This window comes from Leifsonia sp. CL147 (genome assembly GCF_900114565.1).
Classification (GTDB): Bacteria; Actinomycetota; Actinomycetes; order Actinomycetales; family Microbacteriaceae; genus Leifsonia.
Map to the genome: position 1 here is coordinate 79729 of NZ_FOTM01000007.1, position 14134 is coordinate 93862.

The window sequence follows — 14134 nt, forward strand, 5'->3', positions numbered from 1 at the left end:
ACAGCGTCATCCGCCGGTCACCTCCAGAATCCGGTTCCACACGATGTCGCCGTCGGGGTCGAGACCCTCATCGACGGCCTCCTGGCGCATCTGCAGCACAGCCGCGTAGTCGCGGGGCAGCACCTTCACGAAGTTCGCGACGGTCGCCTCGAAGTCCTCCAGCATGCGCGTCGCCAGGGCCGAATCCGTCTCGGCGACGTGCTGCTCGAGCAGGTCGCGCACGATCTCGACGTCGGCGCTGCCGAGCGGGAGCAGCTCCAGCTCGCCGCTGGCCAGCGCATCCCGGTTGACCCGCTCGGGCTTCAGTCCGTAGACGTAGGCCGTGCCGCCCGACATGCCGGCGCCGAGGTTGCGGCCGGTGCCGCCGAGGATCACGGCGAGCCCGCCCGTCATGTACTCCAGGGCGTGGTCGCCGACGCCTTCGACGACGGCGGTCGCGCCCGAGTTGCGGACCAGGAACCGCTCGCCCACGATGCCGCGGATGAACATGCTGCCCTGCGTGGCGCCGTAGCCGATCACGTTGCCCGCGATCACGTTGCGCTCGGCCGGGAAGACGCTCCCGCGCGGCGGGCGGACGACGATCTGGCCTCCGGAGAGTCCCTTGCCGACGTAGTCGTTGGAGTCGCCCTCCAGCCGCAGCGTGATGCCGGCCGGGAGGAACGCACCGAGGGACTGGCCGGCCGAGCCGGTCAGGGTGATGTCGATGGATCCGGCCGGAAGGCCGTTCTCGCCGTGCCGGACGGTCACCTCGTGGCCGAGCATGGTGCCGACGGCCCGTTCGGTGTTGCGGATCGGCAGGCTCAGCTCGATACGGCCTCCGCGCTCGGGACCGTCCTGATCCAGGACGGCCCGTGCGGCGTCGATCAGCTGCACGTCGAAGTGCTTCTCGAGCTCGTGGTCCTGCGCACGGCCGTTGCGCCGCGGCGCCTCCGGGCCGAACGCCGGACCGTGCAGGATGGGCGACAGGTCGAGGCCCGATGCCTTCCAGTGGTCGACGGCGCGGTCCACATCCAGCAGCTCGGTGTGGCCGATCGCCTCTTCGATGCTCCGGAAGCCCAGCGCTGCGAGGTACTCGCGCACCTCCTCCGCGATGAACTCGAAGAAGTTGACCACGAACTCCGGCTTGCCCGAGAACCGTGCGCGGAGCTCCGGGTTCTGCGTCGCGACGCCGACAGGGCACGTGTCGAGGTGGCAGACGCGCATCATGACGCAGCCCGAGACCACCAGCGGCGCCGTGGCGAAGCCGAACTCCTCGGCTCCGAGCAGCGCGCCGACGATGACGTCGCGACCGGTCTTCAGCTGCCCGTCGACCTGGACGACGACGCGCTCGCGCATCCCGTTCAGCATCAGGGTCTGCTGCGTCTCGGCCAGGCCCAGCTCCCACGGCGTCCCCGCGTGCTTGAGCGAGTTGACCGGCGATGCGCCTGTGCCGCCGTCGTGGCCGGACACCAGGATGACATCGGCCAGCGCCTTGGCGGTGCCCGCCGCGACCGCGCCGATCCCCGACTCCGAGACCAGCTTCACGTGGATGCGGGCGCCCGGGTTCGCGCGCTTCAGGTCGAAGATCAGCTGCTTGAGGTCTTCGATCGAGTAGATGTCGTGGTGCGGAGGCGGCGAGATGAGCCCGACTCCTGCGGTCGCGTGGCGGGTGCGCGCGACCCACGGGTACACCTTCGTCGGCGGCAGCTGGCCGCCCTCGCCGGGCTTCGCACCCTGGGCGAGCTTGATCTGGATGTCGTCGGCGTGCGTCAGGTACATCGACGTCACGCCGAAGCGGCCGGACGCGACCTGCTTGATCGCGCTGCGGCGCTCGGGGTCGAGCAGGCGGTCCAGGTCCTCGCCGCCCTCGCCGGTGTTCGACTTGGCGCCGAGCCGGTTCATGGCGATCGCGAGCGTCTCGTGGGCCTCGCGCGAGATGGAGCCGTAGCTCATCGCACCCGTGGAGAACCGCTTGACGATGGACGAGACCGACTCGACCTCGTCCAGCGGCACCGGCGGCCGCTCCCCTGTCTTGAGGGAGAACATGCCGCGCAGGGTCATCAGCGACTCGGCCTGGTCGTCGACCAGCCGCGTGTACTCGCGGAAGACGTCGAAGCGGCGTGTGCGCGTGGAGTGCTGGAGGCGGAACACCGTCTCCGGGTTGAAGAGGTGCGGCGAGCCGTCGCGACGCCACTGGTACTCGCCGCCGGTGGCCAGGCGCTCGTGCGCGAGTGCAGCACCCTCCGCCGGGTAGGCGCTCTCGTGGCGCGCCAGGTTCTCGGCCGCGATGACCTCGATGCCCACGCCCCCGAGCTTGCTCGTCGTGCCGGTGAAGTACTGGTCGACGAGCTCCTGGGCGAGTCCCACCGCTTCGAACGCCTGCGCGCCGGCGTAGGACGACACCGTCGAGATGCCCATCTTGGACATGATCTTCAGCACACCCTTGCCGAGCGCCTTGATGACGTTCTTGACGGCCTTCTCGGGGCTCACGCCGGTGATCATCCCGCTGCGGACGAGCTCCTCGCAGGTCTCCATCGCCAGGTACGGGTTGATCGCGGACGCGCCGTACCCGATGAGCAGGGCCACGTGGTGCACCTCGCGGACATCGCCCGCCTCCACGATGAGACCGACCTTCATGCGGGTCTCGGAGCGGATGAGGTGGTGGTGCACCGCGGCCAGCATGAGGAGCGACGGGATCGGCGCGAGGTCCTTCGTGGAGTCGCGGTCGCTCAGCACGATGAACTGCGCGCCCGCGGTGATCGCCTCATCCACCTCGTCGCACATCTCGGCCAGCCGGCGCTCGAGCGCGTCGGGGCCGGCGTCGGAGCGGTAGAGGCCGCGGACGGTCGTGGTCAGCGTGCTGCCCGGCCGCGGGTCGATGTGCTGGATCTTCGCCAGCTCGTCGTTGTCGATCACCGGGAAGTCGAGCACGACCTGCTTGGCGTGCTCCGGGCCGGCGTCGAGGAGGTTGCGCTCCGGCCCGAGGCCCAGCTTCAGGGAGGTGACGACCTCCTCGCGGATGGAGTCCAGCGGCGGGTTGGTCACCTGCGCGAACTGCTGCGTGAAGTAGTCGAAGAGCAGGCGCGGACGCTCCGAGAGCACCGCGACCGGCGTGTCCGATCCCATGGCGCCGAGCGGCTCCGCGCCGGTGGTCGCCATCGGCTTCAGGAGGATGCGGACCTCCTCCTCGGTGTAGCCGAACGTCCGCTGGCGACGCACGATCGACGCCGGGGTGTGGACGATGTGCTCGCGCTCCGGGAGGTCCTTGAGGTTGATCCTGCCCTCGTCCAGCCACTCCCCGTAGGGGGCGCCGGCGGCGAGCTCGGACTTGATCTCCTCGTCCTCGATGAGGCGGCCGGCGACGGTGTCCACGAGGAACATCCGTCCGGGCCGCAGGCGGCCCTTGCGGACCACGCGGCTCGGGTCGATGTCGAGCACGCCGATCTCGGAGGCGAGCACCACGAGCCCGTCGTTCGTGACGACGTAGCGGCCCGGACGCAGCCCGTTCCGGTCGAGCGTCGCGCCGACGAGGGAGCCGTCGGTGAAGACGATCGCGGCGGGGCCGTCCCACGGCTCCATGAGCATCGAGTGGTACTCGTAGAACGCGCGGCGGACCGGGTCGATCTCGGTCTGGTTCTCCCACGCCTCCGGGACCATCATCATGACGGCGTGCGGGAGCGAGCGCCCGCTCAGCGAGAGCAGCTCCACGACCTCGTCGAACGAGGCGGAGTCGGAGGCGCCGGGCGTGACGATGGGCAGCACGGGCTTCAGGTCGCCCAGCAGCTCGTTCTCGAGCTGCGACTGGCGGGCGCGCATCCAGTTGCGGTTGCCCTGGACCGTGTTGATCTCGCCGTTGTGCGCGATCATGCGGAACGGCTGGGCGAGAGGCCAGGACGGGAAGGTGTTCGTGGAGTAGCGCGAGTGGACCAGCGCCAGCTTGGAGGCGAACCGCTCGTCCGAGAGGTCCGGATAGAACGGCTCCAGCTGGAGCGTCGTCACCATGCCCTTGTAGACCAGGGTGCGGCTGGAGAGCGACGAGAAGTAGAGGTCGAGCTCGCGCTCGGCCCGCTTGCGCAGGAAGAAGGTCCGGCGGTCGAGCGCGATGCCGGAGAGCGGCTCGCCGACTGCGTCCGCGTCCGATGCGCCGGAACGCCCGGCGGCGACGTACAGCTGCTCGATGACCGGCATCGCCTGACGCGCCAGGGTTCCCAGTTCGTCGGGGCGCACGGGGACGGAACGCCACCCCAGGATCGTCAGGCCGAGCTCGGTCGCGATGGACTCGACCGCTGCCTTGACCTCGGCGCGCTCGGCGTCGGAGGTCGGCAGGAAGGCGTTCCCGACCGCGTAGCGGCCGGCAGCGGGCAGGTCGAAGCCGGCGACGGCACGGAGGAAGGCGTCCGGGATCTGCGTGATGATGCCGGCGCCGTCGCCGGTGCCGGCGTCCGAGCCGATCGCGCCGCGGTGCTCCAGGTGACGCAGCGCCTCGAGGGCGGCGTCGATGATGTCGTGCCCGGCCGTGCCGCGGAGCGTGGCGACCATGGCGAGGCCACAGGCATCCTTCTCGTGGGCAGGGTCGTACAGGCCCTGCGGGCCAGGCACGGTCCCGAAGCGGGAATGGGGAGGCGTGAGCGCCATCTGTCGACCGTCCTCACAGTGTCGTGGATGTGGGGATGTTGGGGTGCGGGGACGCCTTCGGCCCGATGCTAGGGAGGGGTTCCGCCGCATCCACCCGACCGGGTGCGGTCAGGTGTCGTGTGCGGTCAGGTTCGTGGGATCGCCTCGACGGTGGGGTGACCGTCGCTTGCCGGCTTCGGGCCGTCGGTTGTCATCCGTTCGTGGGGCTTGTGGCCTTGGCCGAAGCGGACCCGGCAGGCACACCGTCGTCATCGGTGGTGTCCTCGTCCTCCAGGTCCGTGTCGTCCGAGTCTACCTCAGCATCCGGGCGAACCCATTCACGACCCGGCTGGTAGGGACTCGGCTCCATTCCGGGATGCCGGCGGGACTGCACGATGAAGATCATCACACCGAGAGCGACGGCGGCGAACGCGGCCCACACGTTGCTCGGGATGCCGAGGAACGAGAGCTCGCTCGGGTCGATCCGGATGGACTCCAGGTAGGAGCGGCCGAGGCCGTACCAGACGAGGTACAGCGCGAACAGCCTGCCCCACTGGAGGTGGAAGCGGCGCCCGATCCAGACCAGCAGGACCACGCCGATGACGTTCCAGATGATCTCGTAGAGGAACAGCGGCTGGAACAGCGTGCCGTCGGGCAGACCGACCGGGATCGCCTTGTTGCCGGAGTCGATCTGCAGGCCCCACGGGAGGTTCGTGGGCAGCCCGAAGAGCTCCTGGTTGAACCAGTTGCCGAGACGGCCGACCGCCTGGGCCATCAGCAGAGCGGGCGCGAGCGCGTCGGCGAAGGTCCAGAACCGGATGCCCGTCCAGCGGCAGCCGAGCCAGGCGCCGACGGCGCCGCCGAGCAGCGAGCCGAAGATGGCGTTCCCGCCCTCCCAGATGGCCCACACGCTCCCCGGCTGGAACGGGTTCCAGGTGTTGTGGCCGGCAGCGAAGTAGTCGCCCGGGTGGGTGACCACGTGGTACGCGCGGGCTCCGATGATGCCGAGGACGACGACCGGGATGAGGATGTCGAGCAGGACGCCCGGCTCGGCGCCGCGCTTCGTCAGGCGGCGCGAGGTCCACATGGCGGCGACGACGATGCCGATCAGGATCATGATGGCGTAGGTCTGGATGCGCCAGTGCAGCCCGAAGAGGTCGATCGGGATCTGCTGCCACTCCGGCCCGGGGCTGGGGATGCTGGCGAACCAGCTGCTCATGGTGAGGGCCACCCGTCGACTACCTTTCGATCACGTTGAGAGGACGCGCACATGCGGTGGCGCCACATCACTGTCTGACTAGTTTAGGGCGCGGTCAGGAGCGCTTCGTGCCGGCCGCGAGCTCGGCGGCCACCCGGCCGGCCTCCGCGACACCGCCGTCGCCCAGCGCCTTGACGAGCGCCGAACCGACGATCGCGCCGTCCGCGTACTCCAGAACCTCCGCCACCTGGGCGGCCGAGGAGATGCCGAGGCCGACGCACGTGCTCGTGGCGCCCGCCTCGCGGAGGCGGCCGACGAGCGTGCGCGCTGCCGCATCCACATCGGTGCGTGCGCCGGTGATGCCCATGGTCGACACCGCGTAGACGAAACCGCGGCTCGCATCGACGGCCTGCCGGAGGCGTGCGTCGGACGAGCTCGGCGCGGCCAGGAAGACGCGGTCGAGGCCGACCCGGTCGGATGCTGCCAGCCAGTCGGCTCCCTCGTCCGGGATGAGGTCGGGCGTGATGAGCCCCACTCCCCCGGCCTCGGCCAAGTCGTCCGCGAAGCGGTCGACGCCGTACTGCAGCACCGGGTTCCAGTACGTCATCACGAGGACCGGGATGTCGACCTGCGCGGTGATCTCACGGACGGCCGTGAAGCCGTCGCGCAGGCGGAACCCGGCGCTCAGCGCCTGCTGCGTCGCCGCCTGGATGACGGTGCCGTCCATCACGGGATCGGAGTACGGCAGGCCGAGCTCGAGGACGTCCACGCCGTTCCGGGCGAGGGCGACCGCCGCATCCACGCTGGTGCGCAGATCGGGGAAGCCTGCGGGCAGGTAGCCGACGAGCGCGCCCGCAGCTTCCTGGTTGCGCCGGGCGATGGTGTCCGCGACCCGGCTGACGACGGCCTGGCTCATGATTGCACCGCGCTCTGGTCGATGAGGCCGAAGTAGCGGCCTGCGGTCTCCATGTCCTTGTCGCCGCGGCCGCTGAGGTTCACCAGGATGATGGCCTCAGGCCCGAGCTCCCGCCCGAGAGCCAGCGCGCCCGCGAGCGCATGGGACGACTCGATGGCGGGGATGATGCCCTCGGTGCGGCTGAGGAGGCGCAGCGCCTCCATCGCCTCGGCGTCGGAGATCGGGAGGTACTGGGCGCGGCCGATCTTCGCGAGCCACGCATGCTCCGGCCCCACGCCCGGGTAGTCGAGGCCTGCCGAGATGGAGTGCGATTCGATCGTCTGGCCGTCCTCGTCCTGCAGCAGCAGGGAGCGGGCGCCGTGGAGCACGCCGGGGCGGCCCTTCGTGATCGTCGCAGCGTGACGCGGGGTGTCGGCGCCCTCGCCGCCGGCCTCGAAGCCGATCAGGCGGACGTCTTCGTCGTCGAGGAAGGCGTGGAAGATGCCCATCGCGTTCGAGCCGCCGCCGACGCAGGCGACGACCGCGTCGGGCAGGCGGCCGGTCAGCGCGAGCACCTGTTCGCGCGCCTCCTCGCCGATGATCTTCTGCAGGTCGCGGACCATCGCCGGGAAGGGATGCGGGCCGGCGACCGTGCCGAAGATGTAGTTCGTGTGCTCGACGTTGGTGACCCAGTCGCGCATGGCGTCGTTGATGGCGTCCTTCAGGGTGCGGGAGCCCGTCTTGACGGCGACGACCTCGGCCCCGAGCAGGCGCATCCGGGCCACGTTCAGCGCCTGGCGCTCGGTGTCGACCTCGCCCATGTAGATGGTGCACTCGAGGCCGAAGAGGGCGGCGGCCGTCGCCGTCGCGACGCCGTGCTGCCCGGCGCCCGTCTCGGCGATGACCCGGGTCTTGCCGATGCGCTTGGTGAGGATGGCCTGGCCGAGCACGTTGTTGATCTTGTGCGAGCCGGTGTGGTTGAGGTCCTCGCGCTTCAGGATGATGCGCGCGCCTCCCGCATGCTCGGCGAAGCGCGGCACCTCGGTGATGATCGACGGCCGGCCGGTGTAGCTGCGGTGCAGCTCGTCCAGCTCGGCGTGGAACGCCGGATCGGCCTTCGCCTCCTCCCAGGCGGCGGTCAGCTCGTCGAGCGCTGCGACCAGCGACTCGGGGACGAAGCGCCCGCCGAAGTCGCCGAAATACGGGCCCTGCTCAGTGCGGAGGGACATCAGACTCCCAGGAACTTCTCGAGCGTGGCGACGGGGTCGCTCGTGACGAGCGCCTCGCCGACGAGCACCGCATCGGCGCCCGCCGCCCGGTAATGCGCCACATCGTCGGCCGACTTCACGGCGGACTCCGCGACGCGGATGACGCCGGACGGGATGCGGTCGGCCAGGCGGCCGAACAGGTCCCGGTCCAGCTCGAACGTGGTGAGGTCGCGGGCGTTCACACCCACGAGACCGGCGCCCGTGTCGAGCGCGCGGCTCAGCTCGTCGGCCGAGTGGGCCTCGACGAGGGCCGTCATGCCGAGCTGCGTGATGAGCTCGTGCAACTCCACCAGCCGCTGCTGGTCGAGCGCCGCGACGATCAGGAGCACGAGGTCAGCGCCGGCGGCCCGCGCCTCGAAGACCTGGTACGGCTCGGCGATGAACTCCTTGCGCAGCACCGGGATCGACACGGCTGCGCGGACATCCTCCAGGTCGGCGAGCGAACCGCGGAACTTGCGCTCCTCGGTCAGAACGCTGATCGCGCTGGCGCCGCCGGTCTCGTACGAGACCGCGAGTGCTGCGGGGTCCGGGATGGCGGCGAGCGACCCGCGGGACGGGCTCGCACGCTTCACCTCGGCGATGATCTTGACGTGTTCGGCCGGCGCGAGGGCGGCGAGGGCATCGAGGGCGGCCGGACGGGCCAGCGCCTCGGCCTCCACCTGGGCGAGCGGACGCTCCGAGCGTCGCCGCTCAGCGTCCTCGAGCGCGCCGGCGACGAGGTCGGCGAGCACGGATCAGTGACCCTTCGGGGTGTACTTGTCGCCGCCCACGCCGTAGCCGGCGCGCTTCATGATCCAGCCGACGATGAGCCCGATCACGGCGAGGCCTGCGGACGCCCACACGATGACCGCGGCGGAGAAGTAGAACGCCACGGCGCCGATCGTGAACGCGATCAGCATGATGATCACGGCCGTCCATGCCGCCGGCGAGTGACCGTGGCCTGGCTCGACTGAATCGGTGCTCATGAAACTCCTGCACGTCGGGTGCGCGGCTGTCGACGCGCACGGGAAACGGAACGCGACCAGTCTAGTGGTTCGGTTCCCGGGATGCCTCAGCGCGTGGGGTCGTCGCCGCGGGTCAGTTCGTCCCAGCTGTCGATCGCTGCGTCGCGGTCGAGGGTGGCCGGCCGCGGCTCGTCCGGCGGAGTGCGGCCCGCGTCGGCGTCGGCGCCGTCGGTGTCAGCGGCGGCGCCGTCGGCCGCGGCGTCAGCGTCAGCGTCAGCGTCAGCGGGCGCATCGTGGTCGTACGGCTCGTGGGCGGCGCCGGGTGCCGCCGCGTCGGCGAAGACGTCCTCGGCCGGGCGGCCGTCCTCCCCCGCGAACCGCGTCTGGTACTTCCGCGAGGGGCCCGGCCACACCCGTGAGAACACGACGACGGCCGCGCTCGCGAGGATGACCAGCACACCGGCCACCACCGCCGGCCAGGGCCAGAACTGCACCTCCACCGCATGCACGAGCCGGCGGATGGAGGCGTCGCCGGCCACTCCGGTGGCCGTCGTGATCGCCGAGGACGAAGCACGCACCGCATCCGAGAGCGCGGTGATGGCCGAGATCAGCACCGAGACGCCGAGCAGAACACCGAGCAGTGCGAGCATGATCCGGAACACCGGACCCGCGATCGCGAGCGCGGCCGTCAGCGCCACACCGGCCAGGGCGAGCGCCGTGAGCGCCGGCGCCGCGACCGAGCCGGCGACGCCGATGGTCGTCGTGTGGTTCGCCGTGTCCGTCAGCCGGACCGTGAACCACGGCTGCGTGGCGGCGAGGAGCGCGAGACCGCTCCCCACGAGCAGGAGCAGCATGGTGGAGTACTTGACGCGCCGTCCGTTCACAGAGTCCGCTCCCCCGCGATGGGGCGCCCCGTCTGTTCCTCCATCCCTCCATCCTATTCGCCCCCTCCCCCCCCCCCCCGCCCCCACCGACCCCTCCGCCCCACCGTCGAGTCCGCACAGATTGCACGCGGAAACCGCGCGCCGCGTGCAATCTCCGCGGACTCGACGGTGGGGCGTGCGGGTTGGATTGGCGCAGGCGGGCCGGGCGGGGCTACAGGGTCAGCGCGTCGGCACCGTCGAGTCCGCAGAGATTGCACGGGGAAAGCGGTTGCCGCGTGCAATCTGTGCGGACTCGACGGCGGGGCGTGCGGGTTGGATTGGCGCAGGCGGGCCGGGCGGGGCTATAGGGTCAGCGCGTCGGCACCATCGAGTCCGCAGAGATTGCACGGGGAAAGCGGTTGCCGCGTGCAATCTCTGCGGACTCGACGGTGGGGCGGTGGGGCGGTGGGGCGTGCGGGGGTGGGGCTACGTCGGGGTGCGGGCGGAGGGCACGGGTCGCAGGGCGTTGGCGATGGCCACCGCCCGGAGGGGCGCGGCGGCCTTGTTCTGCGACTCCTGGAACTCGCTCTCGGGCACCGAGTCGGCCACCAGTCCCCCGCCGGCCTGCACGCGGGCGATGCCGCCCATGATCGTGGCGGTGCGGATCGCGATGGCGATGTCCGCATCCCCGGCGAAGTCGAAATACCCGATCACGCCGCCGTAGACGCCGCGCTGGGCGGGCTCCAGCTCGTCGATGATCCGCAGCGCCATCGGCTTCGGGGCGCCCGACAGGGTCCCCGCGGGGAAGGTGGCCCGGAACACGTCGATCGCGGTCGCGTCCGGCCGCAGGTCGCCCTCCACCGACGACACGATGTGCATGATGTGGCTGAACCGCTCTACACGCATGAACTCGGTCACCTCGACCGTTCCGGCCTCGCAGACCTTGAGCAGGTCGTTGCGGGCGAGGTCGACGAGCATGAGGTGCTCTGCACGCTCCTTGTCGTCGGCCAGCAGCGACGTCTCGAGGTCGAGGTCCTGCTCCGGCGTCGCGCCGCGGGGCCGCGATCCGGCGATGGGATGCGTGAACGCACGACGCTCCTGCACCTTCACCAGCGCCTCCGGCGAGGAGCCGACGATCTGGTAGGGCTCGCCGTCCGGCCGCTCCAGCGACAGCAGGTACATGTACGGGCTGGGGTTCAGCGCGCGGAGCACGCGGTAGACGTCGAGGGCCGGCGCCGTGCACTCCAGCTCGAAGCGCTGCGAGATGACGACCTGGAAGATGTCGCCGGCGACGATCCGCTCCTTGGCGGTCACGACCGACGCGAGGAAGTCCTCCCGCGCGGTCCGCGACACAGGCTCGGCAGGCGTGCCGAGGTCGATCTCGGCGAGCCAGGCCTCCGACGGCCGGGCCAGTTCGCGCTGCAGGCGGTCGAGGCGCTGCTGCGCGTCGGCCCAGAGCGTGTCCACATCGTCCGTGCCGTCGGCCAGCGCGTTCGCGACGAGCTTCACCGTGCTCGAGCGATGGTCGACCACGACGAGGTCGGCGACGAACGCGAGCGCCTGGCCGGGCACCTCCACATCCGCAGGCGGCGCGTCCGGCAGGCGCTCGATCTGGCGGATCGCCTCCCACCCGATGAAGCCGACGAGTCCGCCGGTCAACGGCGGGAGTCCCGGGATGCGCGCGGTCTGCCACCGCGCATGCAGGGCCGCGAGGGCCTCCAGCGGCTTCAGCGGGCCTCCCGTGCCGAGCGCGCGCTCGGCTCCGAGGCCGTAGTCGAGCCACACCACGTCGTCGCCCTGCTGGGTGAGGACGCCGAACGAGGACGCGCCGACGAACGAGAAGCGCGACCAGATGCCGCCCTGCTCGGCGGACTCCAGCAGGAACGTTCCCGGTCGTCCGGCCGCGAGCTTGCGGTAGATGCCGACCGGCGTCTCGCCGTCGGCGAAGAGCTCCCGGATCACCGGGACCACGCGATGGTCGGCGGCCAGGGCGTCGAACTCGGCCCGGGTCGTGGTGGCTGCGGCAGTTCCGATCACCGGTCCTCCGTCTCGATCGAGCTGAATCCCACGGCCGGCTCCAGCACATCCCCGTCGAAGCAGGTGCGGGTGCCGGTGTGGCAGGCGGCACCGATCTGTTCCACCGTGATGAGCAGGGTGTCGCCGTCGCAGTCGAGCGCCGCCCCCTTCACGTACTGGACGTGACCGGAGGTGTCGCCCTTGCGCCAGTACTCCTGGCGGGAGCGCGACCAGAACGTGACGCGGCCCTCGCTCATGGTGCGGCGGAACGCCTCGGCGTCCATCCACCCCATCATCAGCACCTCGCGGCTGTCCCACTGCTGGATGATCGCCGGGACCAGGCCGCTGTCGGTGAAGCGGATGCGCTCGAGCACCGCCTCGGTCGTCTCGCTCATCTGCGGACCTCCCTCCCGGCCGCGGCCAGTTCGTCCTTGACCTGCTCGATCGTGAGCTCGCCCTGGTGGAAGACGCTCGCGGCGAGGACGGCGTCCGCCCCCGCCTCGACTGCTGGCACGAAGTGCTCGAGCCGTCCGGCGCCGCCGGAGGCGATGACGGGGACCGTGCTGAGGGCGCGCATCGCGCGGATGAGCTCCAGGTCGAAGCCCTCCTTCGTGCCGTCGGCGTCGATGGAGTTGACCAGCAGCTCGCCGGCGCCCAGCTCGATCGCGCGCGCCGCCCACTCCAGAGCGTCCAGGTCGGTCTCGGTCCGGCCGCCGTGCGTGGTCACGACGAAACCGGACGGAGTCGCCGCCGAGCGCTTCACGTCCAGCGACAGCACGAGGACCTGTGCGCCGAAGCGCTCGGCGATCTCGGCGAGGAGCTCGGGGCGGGCGATGGCGGCCGAATTGACGCCGACCTTGTCGGCGCCGTGACCGAGCAGCTTGGCCACATCCTCCGGGCTGCGGACGCCGCCGCCGACCGTGAGCGGGATGAACACCTGCTCCGCCGTTGCCCGGACCACATCGTAGGTGGTCGCCCGGTCATCGACCGTGGCGGTCACATCCAGGAAGGTCAGCTCGTCGGCGCCCTGCTCGAAGTACTGGCGCGCCAGCTCCACCGGGTCGCCCTGATCGCGCAGGTTCTGGAAGTTGACGCCCTTCACTACGCGGCCCGCGGCCACGTCGAGGCAGGGGATCACACGGATGGCGACGCTCATCAGATCCGCGCAGCGTGGATGGAGGTGACCAGGATGGCACGGGCGCCCAGCTCGTAGAGGTCGTCCATGATGTGGTTGGTCTGCTCGCGCTTGATCATGACCCGCACCGCGACCCAGTCGGGCTCGCCCAGCGGCGACACGGTGGGCGACTCGACGCCCGGGGTCAGCGCGACGGCCTTCTCGAGCAGGGCGACCGGGAGGTTGTAGTCGATCAGCACGTACTGCCGCGCGACCATGACGCCCTGCAGGCGGCGCACCAGCGTGTCCACTCCGGCGGCCGGCGACGGCGACGCGATCAGCACGGCCTCCGACTCGAGGATGACCGGGCCGAAGATCTCGAGGCCCTGCTTGCGCAGCGTCGAGCCGGTCTCGACCACGTCGGCGACCGCGTCGGCGACGCCCAGCCGCACGGCCGACTCCACCGCTCCGTCGAGCTTGATGAGGGAGGTGGTGACGCCGTTCTCGCCGAGGAACGCGCCGACGAGCCCCGGGTAGCTTGTGGCGACGCGCTTGCCCTCCAGGTCGGCGAGCTCGGTGAACACCCCGGCGGGCCCTGCGAAGCGGAACGTGGAGGCGGCGAAGTCGAGCGCGGAGATCTCGGCGGCCGGTGAGGCGGAGTCGAGGAGCAGGTCGCGTCCGGTGATGCCCACGTCGAGCGCTCCGGACCCGACATACGTGGCGATGTCGCGCGGACGCAGGTAGAAGAACTCCACGCCGTTGCGCGGGTCGGTGACGATGAGCTCCTTGGGGTCGCGACGGCCGACGTAGCCGGCCTCGTGGAGCATCTGCGCCGCGGTCTCGGAGAGGGAGCCCTTATTGGGGACGGCGATCTTCAGCATGGTGTGCCTTTCGTGGCGGGCGCTGGCCCGGCGTGAGCGGACGAGTGGATGGAGCTAGCCATGGTGACAGGGCTGGGCCATCACAGATGTCGGTACACGTCGGCCGGGGTCAGGCCCTTCGCGAGCAGCAGCACCTGGAGGTGGTAGAGGAGCTGGGAGGCCTCCTCGGCCAGGGCCTCGTCGGACTCGTACTCCGCGGCCATCCAGACTTCGGCGGCCTCCTCCACGATCTTCTTGCCGATCGCGTGCACGCCGGCGTCGAGCTCGCGCACCGTGCCGGAACCCTCCGGTCGGGCCGCGGCCTTCTGCTCCAGCTCGGCGAAGAGGTCGTCGAAGGTTTTCACGCGTTCTAGCGTAGCGGT

At 70.7% G+C, this 14134-nt stretch carries 12 protein-coding genes; all 12 read right to left on the reverse strand.

Features of this window, described 5'->3' with window-relative positions:
- Positions 1 to 6: 6 nt before the first annotated feature.
- The 12 genes from gltB to BM287_RS08360 all read right to left on the reverse strand — a co-directional run bounded on the left by gltB (position 7) and on the right by BM287_RS08360 (position 14116).
- Positions 7 to 4614, reverse strand: coding sequence for a glutamate synthase large subunit (gltB, locus tag BM287_RS08305; RefSeq protein WP_090038052.1), 4608 nt, complete (start codon positions 4612 to 4614; stop codon positions 7 to 9).
- Positions 4615 to 4804: 190 nt separating this feature from the next.
- Positions 4805 to 5812, reverse strand: a complete 1008-nt coding sequence (lgt, locus tag BM287_RS08310; protein ID WP_090038349.1) for a prolipoprotein diacylglyceryl transferase — start codon at positions 5810 to 5812, stop codon at positions 4805 to 4807.
- A 94-nt stretch (positions 5813 to 5906) separates the two neighbouring features.
- Positions 5907 to 6707 carry a tryptophan synthase subunit alpha gene (gene trpA / locus BM287_RS08315; RefSeq protein WP_090038048.1) on the reverse strand — a complete coding sequence of 267 codons (801 nt, stop codon included), beginning with the start codon at positions 6705 to 6707 and terminating at the stop codon, positions 5907 to 5909.
- Entirely contained in the window at positions 6704 to 7915 is a 1212-nt protein-coding gene (gene trpB / locus BM287_RS08320; RefSeq protein WP_090038044.1) for a tryptophan synthase subunit beta, read from the reverse strand. Before trpB ends, trpA begins: the two co-directional genes overlap by 4 nt.
- Positions 7915 to 8685 carry an indole-3-glycerol phosphate synthase TrpC gene (gene trpC / locus BM287_RS08325; RefSeq protein ID WP_090038040.1) on the reverse strand — a complete coding sequence of 257 codons (771 nt, stop codon included), beginning with the start codon at positions 8683 to 8685 and terminating at the stop codon, positions 7915 to 7917. Before trpC ends, trpB begins: the two co-directional genes overlap by 1 nt.
- A gap of 3 nt (positions 8686 to 8688) precedes the next feature.
- Positions 8689 to 8919 (reverse strand): DUF6704 family protein, encoded by a 231-nt coding sequence (locus BM287_RS08330; protein WP_090038037.1) that lies wholly within the window; start codon positions 8917 to 8919, stop codon positions 8689 to 8691.
- Positions 8920 to 9005: 86 nt separating this feature from the next.
- Positions 9006 to 9782, reverse strand: a complete 777-nt coding sequence (locus tag BM287_RS08335; RefSeq protein WP_244528060.1) for a Trp biosynthesis-associated membrane protein — start codon at positions 9780 to 9782, stop codon at positions 9006 to 9008.
- A gap of 465 nt (positions 9783 to 10247) precedes the next feature.
- Entirely contained in the window at positions 10248 to 11798 is a 1551-nt protein-coding gene (locus BM287_RS08340) for an anthranilate synthase component I (protein WP_090038032.1), read from the reverse strand.
- Positions 11795 to 12172: a phosphoribosyl-AMP cyclohydrolase gene (gene hisI / locus BM287_RS08345; RefSeq protein WP_090038028.1), complete on the reverse strand. Its 378-nt coding sequence runs from the start codon at positions 12170 to 12172 to the stop codon at positions 11795 to 11797. The genes BM287_RS08340 and hisI overlap by 4 nt, the downstream gene beginning before the upstream one ends.
- The gene (gene hisF / locus BM287_RS08350; RefSeq protein ID WP_090038024.1) at positions 12169 to 12933 is read right to left on the reverse strand and encodes an imidazole glycerol phosphate synthase subunit HisF; all 765 of its coding nucleotides are present in this window, start codon (positions 12931 to 12933) and stop codon (positions 12169 to 12171) included. Before hisF ends, hisI begins: the two co-directional genes overlap by 4 nt.
- Positions 12933 to 13772: an ATP phosphoribosyltransferase gene (gene hisG / locus BM287_RS08355; protein ID WP_090038020.1), complete on the reverse strand. Its 840-nt coding sequence runs from the start codon at positions 13770 to 13772 to the stop codon at positions 12933 to 12935. Before hisG ends, hisF begins: the two co-directional genes overlap by 1 nt.
- A gap of 80 nt (positions 13773 to 13852) precedes the next feature.
- Positions 13853 to 14116, reverse strand: coding sequence for a phosphoribosyl-ATP diphosphatase (locus BM287_RS08360; RefSeq protein ID WP_090038016.1), 264 nt, complete (start codon positions 14114 to 14116; stop codon positions 13853 to 13855).
- Positions 14117 to 14134: the final 18 nt, after the last annotated feature.

What these genes read in the sequence shown, in the direction of transcription:
- gltB (WP_090038052.1), bottom strand. Translation starts at nt 4,614, where the DNA reads ATGGCGCTCACGCCTCCCCATTCCCGCTTCGGGACCGTGCCTGGCCCG.
- lgt (WP_090038349.1), bottom strand. Translation starts at nt 5,812, where the DNA reads ATGAGCAGCTGGTTCGCCAGCATCCCCAGCCCCGGGCCGGAGTGGCAG.
- trpA (WP_090038048.1), bottom strand. Translation starts at nt 6,707, where the DNA reads ATGAGCCAGGCCGTCGTCAGCCGGGTCGCGGACACCATCGCCCGGCGC.
- trpB (WP_090038044.1), bottom strand. Translation starts at nt 7,915, where the DNA reads ATGTCCCTCCGCACTGAGCAGGGCCCGTATTTCGGCGACTTCGGCGGG.
- BM287_RS08330 (WP_090038037.1), bottom strand. Translation starts at nt 8,919, where the DNA reads ATGAGCACCGATTCAGTCGAGCCAGGCCACGGTCACTCGCCGGCGGCA.
- hisI (WP_090038028.1), bottom strand. Translation starts at nt 12,172, where the DNA reads ATGAGCGAGACGACCGAGGCGGTGCTCGAGCGCATCCGCTTCACCGAC.
- hisF (WP_090038024.1), bottom strand. Translation starts at nt 12,933, where the DNA reads ATGAGCGTCGCCATCCGTGTGATCCCCTGCCTCGACGTGGCCGCGGGC.
- hisG (WP_090038020.1), bottom strand. Translation starts at nt 13,772, where the DNA reads ATGCTGAAGATCGCCGTCCCCAATAAGGGCTCCCTCTCCGAGACCGCG.